This is a genomic window from Bartonella sp. MR100HLJHH (assembly GCF_042194215.1).
Lineage (GTDB): Bacteria > Pseudomonadota > Alphaproteobacteria > Rhizobiales > Rhizobiaceae > Bartonella > Bartonella grahamii.
This window is the reverse complement of the sequence record NZ_JBHIMR010000001.1, coordinates 32,765-51,492: the sequence shown is the minus strand read 5'-3', so window position 1 is coordinate 51,492 and position 18,728 is coordinate 32,765. Positions and strand designations below refer to the sequence as shown.

At 38.6% G+C, this 18,728-nt stretch carries 12 protein-coding genes; 8 read left to right on the top strand and 4 right to left on the bottom strand.

Going from position 1 to position 18,728, the window contains the following annotated elements; all coding sequences use genetic code 11:
- The first annotated feature begins 10 nt into the window (after window positions 1-10).
- Window positions 11-781, top strand: a complete 771-nt coding sequence (locus ACFIJ7_RS00225) for a class I SAM-dependent methyltransferase (RefSeq protein WP_375635316.1) — start codon at window positions 11-13, stop codon at window positions 779-781.
- Between the two features lie 154 nt (window positions 782-935).
- On the opposite strand, the gene ACFIJ7_RS00220 is transcribed toward ACFIJ7_RS00225, so the two are convergent.
- From ACFIJ7_RS00220 to tsaD, 3 genes are all read right to left on the bottom strand, one after another.
- Window positions 936-1,616, bottom strand: coding sequence for a response regulator transcription factor (locus ACFIJ7_RS00220; RefSeq protein WP_375644326.1), 681 nt, complete (start codon window positions 1,614-1,616; stop codon window positions 936-938).
- 802 nt (window positions 1,617-2,418) lie between these two features.
- Window positions 2,419-2,853 (bottom strand): EVE domain-containing protein, encoded by a 435-nt coding sequence (locus ACFIJ7_RS00215; RefSeq protein WP_375635314.1) that lies wholly within the window; start codon window positions 2,851-2,853, stop codon window positions 2,419-2,421.
- 609 nt (window positions 2,854-3,462) lie between these two features.
- Window positions 3,463-4,557 carry a tRNA (adenosine(37)-N6)-threonylcarbamoyltransferase complex transferase subunit TsaD gene (gene tsaD / locus ACFIJ7_RS00210; protein ID WP_015857065.1) on the bottom strand — a complete coding sequence of 365 codons (1,095 nt, stop codon included), beginning with the start codon at window positions 4,555-4,557 and terminating at the stop codon, window positions 3,463-3,465.
- Between the two features lie 385 nt (window positions 4,558-4,942).
- Between tsaD and ACFIJ7_RS00205 the strand changes: the two genes are divergently transcribed.
- The 4 genes from ACFIJ7_RS00205 (at window position 4,943) to ACFIJ7_RS00190 (ending at window position 10,068) form a co-directional block, all read left to right on the top strand.
- Window positions 4,943-6,127: a mitofilin family membrane protein gene (locus tag ACFIJ7_RS00205; RefSeq protein WP_375635313.1), complete on the top strand. Its 1,185-nt coding sequence runs from the start codon at window positions 4,943-4,945 to the stop codon at window positions 6,125-6,127.
- Window positions 6,128-6,138: 11 nt separating this feature from the next.
- Window positions 6,139-7,698: a heme biosynthesis protein HemY gene (locus tag ACFIJ7_RS00200; protein WP_375635312.1), complete on the top strand. Its 1,560-nt coding sequence runs from the start codon at window positions 6,139-6,141 to the stop codon at window positions 7,696-7,698.
- Between the two features lie 145 nt (window positions 7,699-7,843).
- Window positions 7,844-8,590 (top strand): glutamine amidotransferase, encoded by a 747-nt coding sequence (locus tag ACFIJ7_RS00195; RefSeq protein WP_375635311.1) that lies wholly within the window; start codon window positions 7,844-7,846, stop codon window positions 8,588-8,590.
- A gap of 422 nt (window positions 8,591-9,012) precedes the next feature.
- A complete protein-coding gene (locus ACFIJ7_RS00190; RefSeq protein ID WP_375644414.1) occupies window positions 9,013-10,068 on the top strand; it encodes a DUF2125 domain-containing protein in 1,056 nt (351 codons plus the stop codon).
- Window positions 10,069-10,928: 860 nt separating this feature from the next.
- Here ACFIJ7_RS00190 and ACFIJ7_RS00185 read toward each other — a convergent pair.
- Window positions 10,929-15,638: an NAD-glutamate dehydrogenase gene (locus ACFIJ7_RS00185; RefSeq protein ID WP_375644325.1), complete on the bottom strand. Its 4,710-nt coding sequence runs from the start codon at window positions 15,636-15,638 to the stop codon at window positions 10,929-10,931.
- A 275-nt stretch (window positions 15,639-15,913) separates the two neighbouring features.
- Here ACFIJ7_RS00185 and ACFIJ7_RS00180 point away from each other — a divergent pair, with 275 nt between their 5' ends.
- The 3 genes from ACFIJ7_RS00180 (at window position 15,914) to ACFIJ7_RS00170 (ending at window position 18,723) form a co-directional block, all read left to right on the top strand.
- Complete coding sequence (locus ACFIJ7_RS00180) at window positions 15,914-16,570, top strand: carbonic anhydrase (RefSeq protein WP_208439374.1); 657 nt, start codon at window positions 15,914-15,916, stop codon at window positions 16,568-16,570.
- A 230-nt stretch (window positions 16,571-16,800) separates the two neighbouring features.
- Window positions 16,801-18,369 (top strand): signal recognition particle protein, encoded by a 1,569-nt coding sequence (gene ffh, locus ACFIJ7_RS00175; protein ID WP_375644413.1) that lies wholly within the window; start codon window positions 16,801-16,803, stop codon window positions 18,367-18,369.
- A 24-nt stretch (window positions 18,370-18,393) separates the two neighbouring features.
- Entirely contained in the window at window positions 18,394-18,723 is a 330-nt protein-coding gene (locus ACFIJ7_RS00170) for a chorismate mutase (protein WP_273787741.1), read from the top strand.
- Window positions 18,724-18,728: the final 5 nt, after the last annotated feature.

Here is an 18,728-nt window from a genome sequence, read left to right as displayed (position 1 = left end):
TCTGTAATGTTTGGAATTTGTTTCTACATGGTATGTTGAATTGGATATCGTTACGCTGAAAGATTTTTATGCTTCTGCACTTGGGCTGCGTGTGCAAAAGACGCTGTGTGACCAATTGAATTTATGGTGGCCTAATCTTACGGATAAACGGATTATGGGGTTGGGTTATGCACTTCCTTATCTTTCTACATTGCGTGAACGTGCCCAACAATGTTTTGCTTTTATGCCAGCTTCCCAGGGTGCTTCGCCTTGGCCTTGTGCTGAGCAAGTTGCTACAGCGCTTGTTTTTGAAGAAGATTTGCCGCTTCCTGATGCGTCAGTTGATTGTATTTTATTGGTACATGCATTAGAATATACAGAAAATTCATTTGAAACGTTGAATGAAATATGGCGTGTTTTAGCACCCAATGGCCACTTGATCGTTATTGTACCTAATCGCTCTGGCTTTTGGGCGCGCAGTATTACTACGCCCTTTGGTTATGGCGAGCCTTATAGTCGGCAACAAATTACACGTTTGTTCGAAAAAACAAATTTTGTTTCTGGGCCAATACAAGAAATTGTACATTATATGCCCTCTACGGGTTATGTTTCGCGGTTGTTCTCATTTTTTTATGAGCCATTTGCACGCTATCTTTTGCCTTATTTTGGTGGACTCTTAATGTGTCAGGCACAAAAACGTGTTTATCAAGGTTTGCTGGTACAGCGTCGTCAATCGCGACGTGTTTTTATTCCTGCTTTATCACCACAAGTGCGAAATATTTTAATTTATAAAGATAATTAATCATTCTGCCATTGGCATAAGAACCGCAAATATAGAAGGCTTCCCTTATTTCAATTTTTGCACATTATATGTGAATTATATGTGAAGGTTTTTTCATCTCGTTTTTGTTTTCATTTAAGATATTAAAATTGTTTTTGAAATAGTAAATCTCGAATTAAAGATTTAAACGATAACCATTTTGATCTGTCATGAGAATTTGTGCATTGGAGGGATCTTTTTCGATTTTTTGTCGCAAACGATAGATATGGGTTTCTAAAGTATGGGTAACAATATTTTCATTATAACCCCAAACTTGTTCTAACAATGTTTCACGGCTGACAATTTTATCATTAGCATAATAGAGACATTTAAGAATTGCTGCTTCTTTTTCTGTGAGACAGATTTTATTGTTGCATTGATCAAGAAGAAGTTTTTGTCTTAGTTTAAAAGTATAGGGGCCAATATGAAAGGTTGCGTCTTCATTTTGTTCATATTGGCGCAACTGTGCTCGAATTCTCGCTAATAACACCGCAAAGCGAAAGGGTTTTGTCACATAATCATTGGCGCCTGTTTCAAGATCTAAAATATTATCGCAGTCTGTATCATGATTTGTTATCATGATAATGGGGGCACGAAATCCTTGGATGCGTAATTTTTTCACGGCTTTGAAACCATCAAGATCAGGAAGTTCAAGTCCCAAAATAGCGAGATCAATATTTTCTTCTTGGATTATTTTCATTCCCTCTTCTGCTGTTTTTGCTTGGAAAATTTCAAACTCTTGATGCATTTGCAATTGTTCTACTAAAATGGGGCGTAGATTATCGTCTTCAACAATTAAAAGAGTATAGTGGTTCATGTTTTTCCTTATAGGCATGTTGAGGCACTGATTGGTAAAGAGTAGTTTCATGAAAAATGAGATTTCATGCAAGAAAAATTAAAAGAGGAAAATTAAAAAAGAGCGTTTCTAAAAAATAAACTTTTATAATTTCTATGGTTGCTTGCCGAAAAGAAGGTATTTCCGTCTGCAGAGTATTTTACGTATTGGTTGGAAGCGTTTGTTTATGCTCTAGAACGTGTTTTAGCTATTGAGTGTTATCATCTTTACGCTTATGGAGATAAAGCCGGCACTATCATACACTTTGCCAGCTCGTGGGTGTTGCGGATAGTCCTTGGCACTTGAGACTCTTCATAAGAGGAATTTTTAGTCCTTTCTTTCACGTTTTTTATCCATACGGGACTTTTCCTGCTTGTAATGTGCAAGAAAATAGCTTTTGATTGATTTAATATAAACAGGTTGGGAATGAGAGAATCCTGCGGTATGAGGGGCTCTCATCCAACATGTAAAACAATGAACACTCAATATGATGCGTTTTTTAAGCGTTTTTTAAGCGTGAAGATAACTGTGCAACACCTTACACATATGCACTGTTTAGGAGAATTTCACGGTTATTTTTATTGTTTTTTATCCACGTTCAGTTTTGTTTTTTCGTTGCATTTGTGTGCGAAGGGGTCTGTGTGTGATGTTTGTGGTGTTGCTTATTATAATCGTTGAGTAAGCTTTGCCTTTAGCAATGCCGAAAAGATGCATCATAAAGAGGTTTTTTATGCAATGCTATGAAGCATCTTTTTATATGAGCTAATGAATAAAAATTATTGTTTTAAGATAAAAGCATTTCCATCTTAAGGTTGCCCATCAAACAAACTTCTTTCCATTCATCTTCTGTCACGGGTTGCACTGATAAGCGGCTGGCATTAACCAGTACCATATTTGCTAGCTTGGGATTGGCTTTAATTTGTTTTAATGAAACAGGTGTTGGCATGTCACAAAGTGCACGGATATCCACACATTCCCAGCGTGGATCAGAGCTTGTAGAATCAGGGTGTGCTTCAGCACATATTTCTACAATGCCTACAATTTCTAAACCTTTATTTGAGTGATAAAAAAAACCTTTATCGCCATATTTCATGGCGCGCATATTATTACGGGCTTGATAATTGCGTACACCATCCCATTGTTCGCCATCAGCTCCTTTTTTCTTTTGCATCTCCCATGACCATTTATGGGGTTCAGATTTAAAAAGCCAATAAGCCATGAGTTCTCCTTTTTCATAGACTGTTATGCATTCATCATGTGCATTTTTATAAGCATCTTTGTAACACCATCAACGATGATTTTTAAAATGGGGTAAAGAACGGGCATTATTTGTTTTTTCTTGTTTCAAAATAACGTGTAGCAGAGAAACGCGATTCATTGATATTTCATGTTGTATAAGGGTATTTTGCTCTTTGCTTATCTTTTCAGCTATGGTTTGAAATGCGGTCACTATAAGAGTTTTTTGGAGAAAATTAAGAAAATTGATTCTAAAAAGCTTCAAGATTACAACGGCAATGAAACGAATAGATGATCAAAGATGATGAGGTCAAAGAATGGTTTTCATATCTATACTTCGTGGGAGAGAATAGATCTTATTATGCCGTAAAATACCGTCATTTGAAGTGTAATGATATAAGGCAGTTTTTTGAAACATGAAATTTTTTAGAATGTGTGGTGCATATTTAGGTTTGCGTGTCGAGCTTTGGATTAAGTGAATTGTGTGAGTGGGAAGCAGGTGGAAGCCGCTCGATAGGGAATTCGGACTATCTACAGACCGGATTGAGTAGAAATCTTCGTTCTTTAAGATGTGTGTGGGGCGTCAGTGTTATTATGCTTTTGTTCCACGGCGCCCCATCCCGATCAAGGGCGTGGCTTTTTCATCTAATGGCCAGCGTGAACGGGGTGCAATGTCAAGAGAGCTTGTTTCTCCTCGTGCGAGTTTTTGTGCACCGGCAAAAGCAATCATTGCAGCATTATCGGTACACAAGGAAAGAGGAGGAGCTATAAATTCAAAACCATGTTGATAGGCAAGTTCTTGCAACGTAGAACGAATGGCTTGGTTTGCAGCAACACCGCCTGCGACAACCAAAGCAGGAGAACGCTTTCCTTGATCATGAGAGAGAGGATATTGGTGGGTAAAGTGTTGTAGGGCTAGGTGAATACGATCATGTACTGTATCGGTCACGGCGGCTTGAAAACTTGCGGCAATGTCAGCAATATCATTTTCTGTAAGAGGAGCTATGGCTGTTGCGGCTTGTCGAACAGCAGTTTTGAGTCCTGAAAAAGAAAAATCTAACCGTTTTTCACCTTTTAAAGGGCGTGGAAGGGGGATGCGATTTTTATCACCAAATAAAGCTGCTTTTTCAAGTGCTGGTCCACCAGGATAAGGAAGACCTAAAAGTTTTGCAGTTTTATCAAAGGCTTCTCCTAATGCATCATCAATGGTGGTTCCTAAACGTTGGTAGTTACCTACTCCATGAACAATGATTGTTTGTGTATGACCCCCTGAAACTAAAAGTAATAAATAAGGAAAGCTAACGTTGTGCGTTAACACAGCTGTTAAAGCATGTCCCTCTAAGTGATTTACCGCAATAAATGGTTTGCCAGTGGCAAGAGAGAGAGCTTTTGCGCTCATAACGCCTACCAACAATCCTCCTATCAAACCTGGTCCACTGGTGGCTGCAATGCCATCAATATCTTTTAATTTTGTGTTTGCTTCTGTTAGTGCTTGCAGAATTAAATGATCAAGAACTTCAACATGGGCACGAGCAGCAATTTCAGGAACAACACCGCCGTAAGGTGCATGGTGATCAATTTGGCTCCAAACAACATTGGAAAGAATTCGGCTGTTTGATTCATTGTTATATTCAATGACAGCCGCTGCCGTTTCATCACAACTTGTTTCTATTCCCAGCAGACGCATTTTAAACAAAACCTTATATTGAAGCTTCTTTCCTGCGTGCGTACCATGAACAGAAAAAGATGCAAAGTATTTCTCTCAGAATTGATTTTTCTATGAAAAAATATGTGTTTTGGCATTTTCTTTGAATTTCATGATATTGTTGATTAAAAAATAAAGCTGTATTTTTGAGTATAAAATGCAAATGTGTTTTTTAAAACTTGTCTATTAAAGTCTATAATTGTAAATATTATTGAAAAAAATGAGATTTGGAAAATCTCTATAAAGTTATACTCTTTATAAAAAGAATGTAAAACAAACGAAGATATTTGAGAAAAGCTTCATTTTTAAAACTTTTTTCATTTTATTATTTTATCATTAAAAAAAGTGTGCACAAAAAGTGACAGAGATGGTCGATTCTTCAAAACCAAAAGTTAAACCACATTATGCTGGTACGCGCCGTAAGAAACCAGTTATTGAACATGAAGCTGTTCCCCATGATTCAGAGGAAAAAATCCACGATTCTGTAGAGTCTCATGCGCGAGAAAAACAGAATATGCAAGGTCAGGATAAAAGTAGCTCTCGTACAACTTGGTTTTTCTTGTCCTTTTCTGGGATTTTGGGGGGATTCATTGCTTTGGGAATTTTTATGGGGCTTCAATGGGCTGGTTTTTTTCCTTCTTCTTTTGTGGAAAATTCTGCTGGAGGGGAAAAAGCTTTGCAGATTGCTGAAGCCGCAAAAAGTCAAGGTGAAGACACAAAGGAACAATTGAGACGGGTGTTTCAAGAAATCGATGCGTTAAAAACAGAGTTTTCTTCTTTTTCATCACAACAGTTTAAAACAACGAAAAACGATGAACTATCGAAAGAAGAAATCAAAAAAGCTTTTGCGATTTTAGAGGAAAAAGTAAAAGCTCTTGAAGAAACTATACAAACTTTTGTTAGAGAGTCGAAAGAGATAGAGACGGCTTTGTCTGTTGGGCAGAGCAATGCAAATGATCTTGCTGCGTTAAAACAACAGTTAGAAGCTATACAGGAAGAAACTGCTGTTAAAAATAGTGAGAAAAAAGAAATAGATACCGCGCTCTTTACTGCAATTAGTTCATTAAAAAATGCTATAGAGCGTGGTGGATCTTATAATAATGAATTAAAGCTGTTACAGCAATTATCGCCTTCGATTGATAGACTTGATGTGTTGCAAAAAACAGCTACTGTGGGTCTTCCAAGTTCAGCACAACTTTCTGTTGATTTTTCTCATGTTGCCGATGCAATTGTTGGTACGCAAAATATTGTTGCGTCAGATGCTGGTTTTTTTGACCGAATTTTAGCGTGGATAAAAGGGCTCATTGTTTCGCGACCGATTGGCAATGTTGAAGGGACGACGCTGGGGGCTATTGCGGCACGCATGGAAGTTGCCATTCAAGCTGGTGATTACGAAAAGGCTTTGAGCGAATGGCAATCATTGCCTCAAAGTGCAAAAGATGTTTCAATGGATTTTGTTAAGCAGCTTGAAAGACATATTGCTATTCAACAGTTGTTGCAGCAATTGTTATTGTCTGTGCAACAAGGATCTTTTAAGGCAACAAAGATGTAAATAGGCCCAAGATGATACGTGTTTTTATTTATATTTTTGTTGTTTGTATCCTCGGTTTAGCTTTCGCGTGGGTTGCTAATCACAATGGTATTTTTGTTCTTACATTTTTGCATTTCAGATTTTCTGCTTCATTGCTTACAGTGTTAAGTGTGCTTATTTTGCTTTTTGTAACGCTGGTGCTTTTATGGTGGTTATTGTCTTTCTTTTTTTCCTTACCGCGTGCTCTTTCCAATTATTTGTATAAACGCAATCAAAAGCGCGGTTATGAAGCTCTTTCAAAGGGGATTCTTGCAACTTTTGCTGGTGATAGTATGGTTGCGCAAAAAATGGAAGCACAGGTTGCTAAATATCTTGCAGGAAAACAAGAGCCATTGGTAAAACTCTTACAAGCGCAAACCTTGTCTTTACAAAATAACTCTGTTCGCGCCATCGGTCTTTATGAGGGGATGAGAAAGGAAGATTCGACAAAATTGGTTGGACTTTATGGTTTGTTTCGTGAAGCGATGAAGAGTAAAGCTTATGAGGCAGCGCAACAATATGCCGAAGAGGCGCTGACTTTATCGCCAGCACTTTTATGGGCGCATCAGGCGGTGCTTGATCGGTTAAGTACTGAGGGTAAATGGGATAAGGCACTTACTATTTTTGAAAGAGCGCAAAAAGCTCTTCCGCGTTCTGTTCGCGCGACTCCAGAGCGGCAGCATATACAGGTTTTACTATTAAGTGGGCAGGCACTTTCTTTGTTTGATACACATCCTGTACACGCACGTGAAGCCATTTTGAAAGCCCATAAATTGGCACCTGATTTTGTTCCAATAATAGTTATTGCTGCTGATATTCTTTATAAGTTAAATGAAACGCGTAAAGCGGATAAAATGATTATAGCGGCTTGGCAAAAGGATCCTCATCCTGATTTGGCGGCGCTTTATCTCGAAAGAGAAGAAGGAGCTATTGGGCGATTGAAAAGGGCTAGGACACTTGCTTCTTATAATAAAGATGCATTTGAATCGGCTTTCCTTATTGCTAAAGCAGCTTTAGATGCTGGTGAAACAGCATTAGCGAGAGAGCAGGCAAAAAAAGCATTACAATGTCATCCACGGGAAAGTGTTTATTTATTGTTGGCAGATATTGAAGAGGCACAGGGAAACAATCAAGGTGCTGTGCGTCAATGGCTTTCTTTAGCACTTCGTGCTGAACGTGATCCAGTATGGATGTGTGATGGGTCCATTTTTTCTTCTTGGTCAGCGGTTTCTCCAATCAGTGGACGTTTGGGCGGTTTTGAATGGAAGGCGCCTCCCTGTATGCCTTCTCTCACATTAGAGGCGGACAATATTGTGCCGAAAAAGCAAGGCAAAGAGTATGTTATGGGAAAAAGTGATGGTGTTGAAGATAAGAAGCTTGAAAAATTAACACCCATAGACGATTCTCTTTTGCATAATGTGCAGGTGGAGAAACAAGATATAAAAGAACAAGATGTAAAAATGTTCAGTCAAACTCACTTAAATGTTGATGATCCAGGGGTGAAAACAGAAGAAGAAACATCTTTATCGAGGAAAAAATTTCGTTTATTTTAAATTGCGCCAATGTGATATATGAGTGTTTTCTAAGAAGAAATAATTAACCTAGAAGAAAAAACATCATTAGTCTTGTCCAATAAAATTATTCTCTTATGCTTTAAAAATGAAGTTTTGCTTAGTTGCAGAGGTGATTGGTTAAAAAATGTTTTTAAATCAGAGATGTCTTGATAAAAAACAAAAAAATAACAAACCAAGGATTGCTGTTGTTATTCATCGGCGGTCTACCTATACTGGTCGTTTAGGAAAATTTTTACAACAAAATGGTTTTGTTCTTGATATTTATCGTCCTATTTTTGGACAAAAACTCCCTGATACATTAGAGCATTATGCCGGTGTTGTTATTTTAGGGGGACCGATGAGTGTGAATGACAGCGAAGCCTATATTGGTGAGGAAATTGATTGGATTTCGTTATCACTAAAGGAAAATAAGCCTTTTTTGGGTATTTGTCTTGGAGCACAAATGTTAGCGCGAAATCTAGGGGGGCGCGTTGGTACAAGAAGTGATGGGACTGTTGAAGTCGGCTGGTATCCACTAGAAGCAACCCCTCAAGGGAAGGAATTGATGAATTGGCCAGAAATGGTCTACCATTTCCATGAGGAAGGTATTTATGATTTACCGAAAGAGGCAATGCTTTTGGCAACAGGGCATACATATCCTACACAAGCTTTTCGTTATGGAAACAATGCATGGGGTTTGCAATTTCATGCTGAGTTTACACGTGCTATGATGCGGCGTTTGGTCGTGCGTTCGGCACATAAATTGACTGAAAAAGGTGCTCAACCTGCTTGTGCACATTTGAAAGGTCGTTTAATTTATGATCAAGCTTTAAGCCAATGGTTTGAAGGTGCATTACGACAGATTTTTTGTGTACCGCCCGCATTTGTGTGAGTGTTAGAAACACTATTCATTATCGTTCTTGTTGTGCTGTAAAACAGTATCGTTTAAGGTAGAGATAGAAAACTCATGTAAAACTTTACACATGAGGTATTTTTTGTTAGAAAGTGTAACGGATTTTCTTAAAAAGATCTTGGTGGGTGGACTTATGAGATACTGTACTTTAGAACGATGTATAGGAACTCCTTGAAGTGATCAGTAGATAAAATCCGGTCGATTAAGAAGTTGGATTGTTTATAAACTGACTGTGGTTAAGAATCTTTGTCCTTTTTAGGGTGGGGAGGAAGTTAAGAGATAAAGAAAGTTTTAATGTTGTCTAAATCCTTTCAAATACCGTCATCACAAAAGAGATTTTCTTTGAGCTATTTAATTTGTGGGCTCGTTTGTCTTGCTCTGATATTTATTTATAGCGCACTCTGGTTTTTTTTTCACGTAAAATAGAAGAGCAAGTTTCTGATATATTTGCAAAAGCGTCTTCCTATAATATGGTGGCGGTATGTGAGAATGTGCGCAAGGATGGTTATCCTTTACGTATCGGTGTTGTTTGCGACAATTTTCAATTTTCTTGGCCTTTACATGGGGTTTCTTTATCGACGGGGCGTTTGACGGCTGGTGCACCAATTTATGCACCTCATTTGGTCGAGTTTAATGTTCATTCTCCTGCATCCATTGTTTTTTCCGGACAAACTTCTATAGTATCGCGTTGGCGCAATTTGGTTATTGAAACAGAACCTTATTGGAAAACAGGTAAAACATTGAAGTTTATAGCTGAAGGGCTTGAAATTTCACCACTTTCCTCTTCCCTTGAAGATAAAAAACCTCAAGAAGCATTAGGAGCACAAACAACAGATAAAAAAACGACACAGGAAAATGTAGAAGATCAGGCATCTTTGCAAAATACGCATGACATGATTACTCAGCCGTTAGAGACAAAAGATACGCCTCAAAAAATAACGGCAGAATTTTTGCGCTTTGATCTGAAACATGAAAATAATGATTTATTGGGAAATATAACTTTTGACGGTTTTGATGTTTCTCTGGTTTTTACATCTTCTTTTGTTGATGTCCCAAAAATTGATGGTAACTTGAAAGTGATTTTAAATGACATCTCTTTTTTGTCTGAAGATGAAGGAAAAAATTGGCAACAGCGACTGTATGGAAAAAGTGGGCTTTTAAAGCAAGGTGAATTGACTTTTCATACAGGCGGTGGGTTACGTATTAGTGGACCTTTTTCTTTTGATGAAGAAGGATATTTGACAGCAGAATTCGAACTTGTCCATATTCAGCCCATGAAGCTTCTTAACACTTTGCAGCGCTTATTTCCCGCGCAGGACAATAATCTTCAAGCGTTATTTTTTATTTTGGGTGCACTGCCTAAAAATGCCGATGGCGCTCCCGTTCTCCCCTTGCTCATTAACAATGGGTGGGTAAAATTAGGTTTTTTAAAACTTGGTCGTCTCGCTCCACTTTAGGTTTTATATCCAAGCCTTTTTTTATTTTTACCACCAAATTTCGATTTTTTCTGATTTTCACACTTTTTTGCAATTTTAGAGTGTCAAAATCTATTTTAACAAAATGCGTATTTAATGGTAAAAAATAGCTGTAAAAATAAAAAATTACCACTTACTCCTAACTAATCCCACCTCTTTTCACTTAGTACAAAATCTTATGTCAAACTACATATAGCAACAGTGTTTGTGTGGAAAAAGTGGCATTTTAAAGTATGCTGAATTGCCTTTTTATACAGGTAGTGTGGTGCCGTGTTAGGAACCTTTTTTCTTTATGTATGGAATTTGAGTATATTGCATATGTCTGTTTAGGGTGACCTTTGAAATAGGTAAAACAGCCTAGTTGGATGAGAATATGAAGTTGTAAAGGGGAAAATGGACGTCCATCTTTTCATTTATGGAGTAAGAAGCTAAGGGGGGCACCATCATATTTATATTTTCCCACTCCTAATGTTTATACAGCTTTTGGCATTTGAGGTGGTTTATGAGGGGCATTTAGTTCTTTCTTTAATATTTTTTATCTATACGGTTTTCCCATTTGCAATATGCAAGGGGAAATGCGTTTAGTTGATTGAATATAAACAGATTTGAAATGAGACAAACTTAGAATATCAGCTTTTCCTTCAACATAAAAATAATAAAATTATGATTGTAAATCAATATATTATATTTTTATGTTGAAGGATGTTTGACAGTAAAATTTGAATTTATTTTTTATTTTAAGTGCTTTGTCTAAAAATGCGGGATAGCGCTTCCGTTCTTTCCTTACTGATTAGTCATGGATGGATAGAACGGGAGATTGAATGGGTCGTTTTGTATTTGCTTTAGGTTTGAAAGCCGGTATTTTGTAGTTGAGAAATCAATCCTGCTGCAAAAGTAAAACGAGAAATATTGAGATCATTTTCAATAAGGGCACTAATGTGGTTTGTAATTTTGTGAATATGATCTTCTTCTGTTTTTTTCCAAGTGTCAAAAGGATCTTTTTTCTTTCCATAATTTTTGAGGATTTTCATAACGATTTGCCGTAAGCTTTCAGAAACATTTTCTTTTGCTTGGCTTAAAGCCATACTATCATAATAATCTACTACAGGAATTATACGACTTGCTTCGTTAATGCGGTTTATACGAATGATTTGCGCAAGTGAAAAATAGATCTCTGCGGTTTTAATAAGATCACTGTTGCTTTTTTTTGCAATTAAAGAAATATCACAGATTGTTGAAGCAGCTTCTAAGAGAGCTAATTGTTTCGCTAATGCTTTTGGTGCTCCCTCTTCGCTGTAGTGTAATGCTTTTTCTTCAATTTTTTGCTTAATATCGTTGTCGTGAGAATGCATAAGCTCTTGTTCAATAACGCTACGGGCTTGCTTTATTGTTTTTACAATTTCTTCTAATGGACGTGAGAGATCTATGTTGTGTAAACCCCAATTGGTTGTTTCAAAGAGCATTGGGGTCATTGCTGCGTAGAATTTGTTTTGGACAAGACCGGGTATTTTATTATCAAGCTTATCAATTTGCTCAGACAATTGAGGAATTTCAAAACCATCGCGAATGGCAATGAAAACGCGAATAATATTTTCAGCTTTTTGTTCTGTTGCATCGTGTAGTCTATTAACAAAAGTGGGGCCTCCACGATTTACAATATCGTTGGCAATCAGCGTTGCTATAATATTACGACGCAATTGATGGTTAATGACTTCCTTCTTAAAATTTTCTTGAATTTGTGTTGGAAAATAGTTCAGCAAGGTTGTATTGAAATAGTGATCATCAACAATGGGGCTATTAGCAATTTCTTCTTTTAAGGTTAATTTAGCATACGCAAAAATAACAGCGAGTTCTGGACGGAGAAGACCTTTGCCTTGGGTTGTTCTTTGTCGTAAAATTTGCTCATCAGGGAGTATTTCAACTCTACGATCTAGAAGCTTTTTTTGTTCTAAATCGTGCATAAAGCGTATTTGATAGGGCAAATCAGTAGTGCTTTGATTTTCCGCCAAAGAAAGAGCAAGGGGTTGTAGATAATTGTTGCGCAAGACGAGTTGCTCGACTTGAGGTGTCATTTTTTTCAAGAGCTTATTGCGTTCTTCGCGGGTTAATGTTTTGGCGCGTAGTGCTGATGCAAGAACAATTTTGAGATTGACCTCAATATCAGAACAATTCACACCAGCAGAATTATCAATGGCATCCGTATTGCATCGACCACCATTTAAGACATATTCAATCCGTCCACGTTGTGTAACACCCAGATTAGCCCCTTCGCCAATAATTTTTGCACGCACTTGCTCTCCGGTAATGCGTATCGCATCATTTGCACGATCACCTACTTGGGCATCATTTTCTGTTGCTGCGCGGATATAAGTACCAATGCCGCCGAACCATAAAAGATCAACAGGGGCTTTGAGAAGAGCAGAAATAATTTCAAAGGGTGTTCCTGTTTGTTTTTCAAAACCAATGGCTTGTGCTGCTTCAGGTGAGAGAGTAATGGTTTTTTCTTTTCGTGAGAAGATGCCACCGCCCTTTGATAATTTGCTTTGATCGTAATCTTGCCAGCTGGAGCGAGGAAGTTTAAAAAGGCGCATACGCTCTGCATAGCTTTCGTCTATGCTTGGAACTGGATCAATAAAGATATCGCGGTGATCAAAAGCGGCAATCAATTTTGTTTGTTTGGAAAGCAGCATCCCATTACCAAAGACATCGCCAGACATGTCTCCAACACCGACACAGGTGAAGGACGTTGTTTGAATATCCTGATCAAATGTTTCTCTAAAATGTCTTTTGACAGCTTCCCATGCACCTTTGGCTGTAATACCAATGGCTTTGTGGTCGTAACCTGCTGAGCCTCCAGAGGCAAAAGCATCATCGAGCCAAAAGTGATTTGCTTGGCTGATGGCGTTGGCGGTATCAGAAAAAGTTGCTGTTCCTTTGTCTGCTGCGACAACAAAATAGGGGTCAGGGTCATCATGACAGATGACATTGGGGGGAGAACTTATTTTGCCGTTAATCAGATTGTCTGTAATGGAGAGCAAAGCTGTGATAAAGTCTGTATAAGCTTGTCGTGCTGCTTCTACGATGAGAGCACGGTCATTTGTTTGGGGAAGCCGATGGGGATAGAAACCACCTTTTGCACCTGCAGGAACGATAACCGCATTTTTAACTTGTTGGGCTTTGACTAAGCTGAGGACTTCGGTGCGATAATCTAATGCACGGTCAGACCAACGGATTCCGCCACGAGCGATAGGTCCAAAACGCAAATGCACCCCTTCAACTTCCGGTCCATAAACAAAAATTTCTCGGTAAGGGCGTGGTTCAGGCAAACCCTCAATTTGGCGCGGATTTAATTTGGTGGCTAAAATACGCCGTGGACTTCCATCGTCAAGAGGCGTAAAGGCATTTGTTCGTAAACTCGCATCGATAAGGTTGCAATAACGGCGTAAGATGAGATCATCATCTAAACCAGATACTTTCCGTAATTTTTCTCCAATACGCTTTTGAATAACCTGTTGGCTTTTTTCCCGTTCTTTTTCTGTATGGCTTTGGTGAAATTTTAAATGAAATAAAGTATAAAGATCTTGGGTAATGTCAGGATAAGCATTTAAAGTTTGGGCAACGCGATCTTGCGAATAAGGAATACCAGCTTGCTGGAGATAGCGCCCATAATGGCGCAAAATAACAATTTCATACCAATCAAGTTCAGCTGTTTGGGTGAGCGCGTTAAAAGCGTCATTATCAGCATTTTGTGCCCAAATGGCCTCAAAGGTTTCGGCGTGTTTTTGACCGTTTTTTTCAAAATCGATACAGAGTTGGAAAGTGCTTTCTAGCTGCATATCATGAAGATACACAGAGTGCCCATAGCCATCTGGTAATTCAAGGGTTTGTTCAGCAATAACGCGAAATCCCATATTTTCAAGGAGTGGTACACGTTTGGAAAGGGCAAGAGCTTCATGGCGGTGAAAAAGCCGAAGAGAAATGGTACGTTTTTCTTTGTTTTGTGCGTGATAAAAGTTCACGAAAAGGGGCTTCTCATCATGAAGATTTAAAATATGTCCGGCATCGTTAATAGCGTCTTCAGCTGAAAATAAATCACGATAGCTGTTGGGGAATTCGCTGGCTAGACGTGTTTGTTGCTCTGTTGTTTTCTGAGCAAGAGCGATGGCTTGAACGCTGTCTTCCCAACTTCGTGCAATCGAACGTACATGTTGTTCAAGTGTGGAGCGCTCGTGAAGGGGAACAGTTTCGTTTCCTTTGCGATGGATGATATAATAGACACGTATAAGGGTGCTTTCCAAAAATAGCGGATAAGATTCAAAAAAGTCGCCTTTATAGAGCTCAACAAAATGTTCGCCAACTTTTTCACGCAGGCTGCTGCTATATTGGTCACGCGGTACGTAGACAAGGATAGAAACAAAGCGTCCAAAAGAATCAGTGTGGGCAAGAACCCGTAAACGTGGGCGCTCATCTAATTGTAGAATAAGTTTGGTGTTTTCTGTCAATGTATCAACATCAGAGCGAAACATTTCATCTCTTGGATAGGTTTCTAAAGCACTGATAAGTGCTTTTCCTGAATAATCGGCGTGATTGTGTCCAAGACGTTGAATAATAGTTTGGGCTTTTTCTTTTAAGAAAGGAATTTGCAAAATAGAACGTGTATAAGCTGAGGAGGTAAAAAGCCCTACAATGCGTAATTCTCCACAGAGTTGGTTTTTTTTATCAAAGATTTTAAGACCAATATAGTCGAGCCAAACAGAACGGTGAATTTTGGAGCGGCTGTTAGCTTTTGTCACGATAAACAGATTATCGCTTTCCATGAAGGATAAAACTTCTTGAGGAGGTTCTTTCATACTTTCATCGTCAACAATATGAATAGAAGCATCCGTGAGTATACCAAGTTCAATATTACTCGCTGTAAAGGATTTTAGGGGTTTTTGGTCTTTGATGAAGTTGTAGGTGCGCATACCAAGGAAAATGAAATTATCGTCCATTAGCCAGTGAAGAAATTCAATAGCTTTTTCGCCTTCTTGTTTGTAGTGCGGGGGAAGACTTATTTGGTAGGCATGAATATGCTTTTTAACTTCTTCAAGCATAGGCTTCCAGTCTTGTACAGCAGCATTCACCTGTTCAAGAACTAAGGTGAGTTCATTTTCAAGTTTTTGTATTTGCTGTTTGTTTAATGACTCGATGTGAATTTGCATCAGACTGATGCGTTTTCCAGAAGCACAATCAAGAATAGGATGCGCAATCAAATAGATATGGTTTTTGTGTTGATTGAAAACATTTAAAATAGAATCGAGAAGGAAGGGTTTGTTATCATTGACAAGCGTGATAGCGGTTATAGGCTTGTTATTACGGGTCAAATTTTGTTCAAAGTAGATAGTATTTTTTCCCGTCTGATGGAGATTAAAAGCTTTTACTGCGACGGCTGCGGCTTTTTGAAGTTCTTTATTTTCGTAATAAACAATATCTTCTTCATCGGTTTGAGCAAAAAGGATTTGTTCTATTTTATCTTGGGTGTTTTTTGTTTTTGTTTTTTTTGGTTGCAACACATCCACTCTCCCTTTTTGCTCTTAGGGGTCTTCTCTTCTCTTTATTGAAAGCTGACCATCATATTTTCGTATACTGTAACACCTTCTTCCTGAAGAAAACAGCTCTTTATTTGGAAAGAATGAGTTTGTTTTTGCTATTTTTTAGTAATAGTTTGTACTTTAAAGAAATATTTTGCGTCAGAGAAAGGGCATTTTTAGTATTTTTGTATGTTAATAGTTTGTTTTTTTAAATATACAAAATGTAAAGTAAAAAAAGAAGCAGAAGTAAAGAGAGAATGGCGCGTTTACCAGCAAGACTTTTAAGTGGTTACCAAAATTTTATAAACAATCATTTTTTATATAAAATAGCACATTATCAGCAATTGGCGATTGAAGGGCAGAAACCTGAAGTTTTGGTCATTGCTTGTTGTGATTCGCGTGCAGTGCCAGAAATGATTTTTGATGCTAAGCCAGGGGAAATCTTCACTTTGCGCAACGTGGCAAATGTGGTTCCTCCTTTTTCTCCTGATGACCAATATCACGCAACATCAGCAGCTCTTGAATATGCTGTGCAATTGCTCGAGGTGAAACATATTGTCGTTTTTGGTCATGCCCATTGTGGAGGCATTCGTACTGCTCTTAAGGAGACATGTAAATCTTTATCATCAAATGATTTTATTGGTCAATGGATAAGTCTCTTAGCACCAGCAGCAGAAATCGTTTTGAATAATAAGTCGCTGTCTTGGCCAGAAAAACAGACGGCATTAGAGCAGCTTTCTATTCGCCATTCGTTGAGAAATTTAGAGACGTTTCCGTGGATAAAGCTTCGAAAAGATCAAGGTTTTTTGACATTGCACGGGGTTTGGTTTGATATCTCTAGCGGGAAATTATGGAGTATGGAACAGGAAACAGGTTGTTTTATGCGTGTTGAAGTTGAAAGTTTTGAAGTATAGTATTTGCTGTTTTTATTTCTTCGTATAAAAAGACATTTTATGATAAAACTTGACAAAGCTGGGGTTTTATTGTTTGAAGGAGCAAGCTTTCAGTGACAAAATTAACTTGGAGCCACCGACTGAGACCCCAGTTTAAGGGTATAAAGAGATCTCAGAGGTCAACATCCGACGGCGCGATGCGTTCTCGGATGCTATTTTGGTTTGTTTGTTATGCAACAATGAGGTAAATGATGTTTGAATCCTTGCAAGAGCGACTTGGTTCTATCCTGTCTCATTTGACGGGACGTGGCGCTTTATCGGATCAGGATGTTGTAGAGGCGCTGCGTGAAATTCGTCGCGCTTTATTGGAAGCTGATGTTGCTCTTGATGTTGTACGCTCTTTTACCGATAGGGTTCGGGAAAAAGCCGTTGGGGCCGAAATCGTTAAATCAATTAAACCAGGCCAGATGGTGGTTAAAATTGTTCATGATGAATTGGTTCATATTCTTGGAAATGAAAGCGTTCTGAGTGATTTAAATGCACCAGCTCCAGTTGTTATCATGATGATTGGTTTGCAAGGTTCCGGAAAAACAACTACAACAGCAAAGCTTGCGAAACGGTTCACTGATAAGCACAATAAAAAAGTTCTTATGGCGTCATTAGATACACGTCGTCCCGCTGCACAGGAGCAGTTGCGCCAATTGGGAGAACAGGCGAAACTTGCAAGCTTGCCTATTATTGCGGGACAGCTGCCCGTTGATATTGCATCACGTGCCGTGCAGGCTGCTAAATTGGGTGGTTATGACGTGCTTCTTCTTGACACAGCAGGACGTAATCATATTGATGAAGCTTTGATGCTCGAATTGGCTGAAATTAAAGCATGTTCCCTTCCTCATGAAATTATGTTGGTGGCTGATAGTTTGACAGGGCAAGATGCCGTTCATCTTGCTCGTTCTTTTGATGAGCGTGTAGGGATTACAGGGATTATTTTAACACGTATGGATAGTGATGGGCGTGGTGGTGCTGCTCTTTCTATGCGTGCGGTTACAGGTAAACCAATTAAAGCAATTGGAACTGGTGAAAAAATAGATGCTTTAGAAGAGTTTCATCCCAGCCGTATTGCTGATCGTATTCTCGGAATGGGGGATATTGTTTCTTTGGTTGAAAAAGCTGCTGAAACAATGGATCATGAGAAAGCTGCTGCTTTTGCAAAAAAAATGCAAGCCGGAAAATTTGATCTGAATGATCTTGCAGAACAGTTGCAGAAAATGAAAAAACTGGGTGGAATGGGCGGTATTATGGGCATGTTGCCAGGAATGGGGAAGGTCAAAGAGCAGATTGCGGCCGCGGGGCTTGATGATCGTTTGTTTGATCGTCAATTGGCCATTATTTCATCTATGACACCGCAAGAGCGGGCGAATCCAGAGCTTTTAAAACATAGCCGCAAACAACGAATTGCTAAGGGATCTGGTACAACGGCAGCTGATATTAATAAACTTTTGAAAATGTATCGCCAAATGGCTGATATGATGAAAGCTATGGGTGGTAAAGGAAAAAGTGGTTTTATGGGAAAAATGTTGGGAGGACTTGGTTCCAAAATGGGTTTTGGTGGTATGGGAAATTTGGGGGGGGATTCTCCAGCTATGCCTGATTTGTCGGGATTGGATCTAAAGCAATTCTCAACACTTCAAAAGCAAATTGAAAATGGTAATGGAGGGAAGCTCTTGCCCGGACTTCCCAAGCGTGGACCTACATTTCCTGGTCTTTCCAATGACATTGCTGATAGGGGAAAATTTCCTCAGTATCCTAAGAAAAAATAAGATGTAAAGAGGGAAAGGAATATGATGCAGGAAACAGTATTAAACGAATTGGCACATTTACGAGCATCTATTGATAATTTTGATGCAACTTTGATTCATATCTTAGCAGAGCGTTTTCGTTGTACGAAAGCTGTTGGGCGCTTAAAAGCGCGTTATGATTTGCCTAAAGTAGATCCTCTGCGTGAGCAATATCAGGTAGAGCGTTTGCGGCAATTGGCTATAGATAGTCATCTTGATCCTGATTTTGCTGAAAGATTTTTAAAATTTATTATTAAAGAAGTTGTGCGTCATCATGAAGTTATTGCTGAAGAGCAAAAAACAAAAAAAGTTAATTTAAACGAAAGCCAGAGCTGACAATA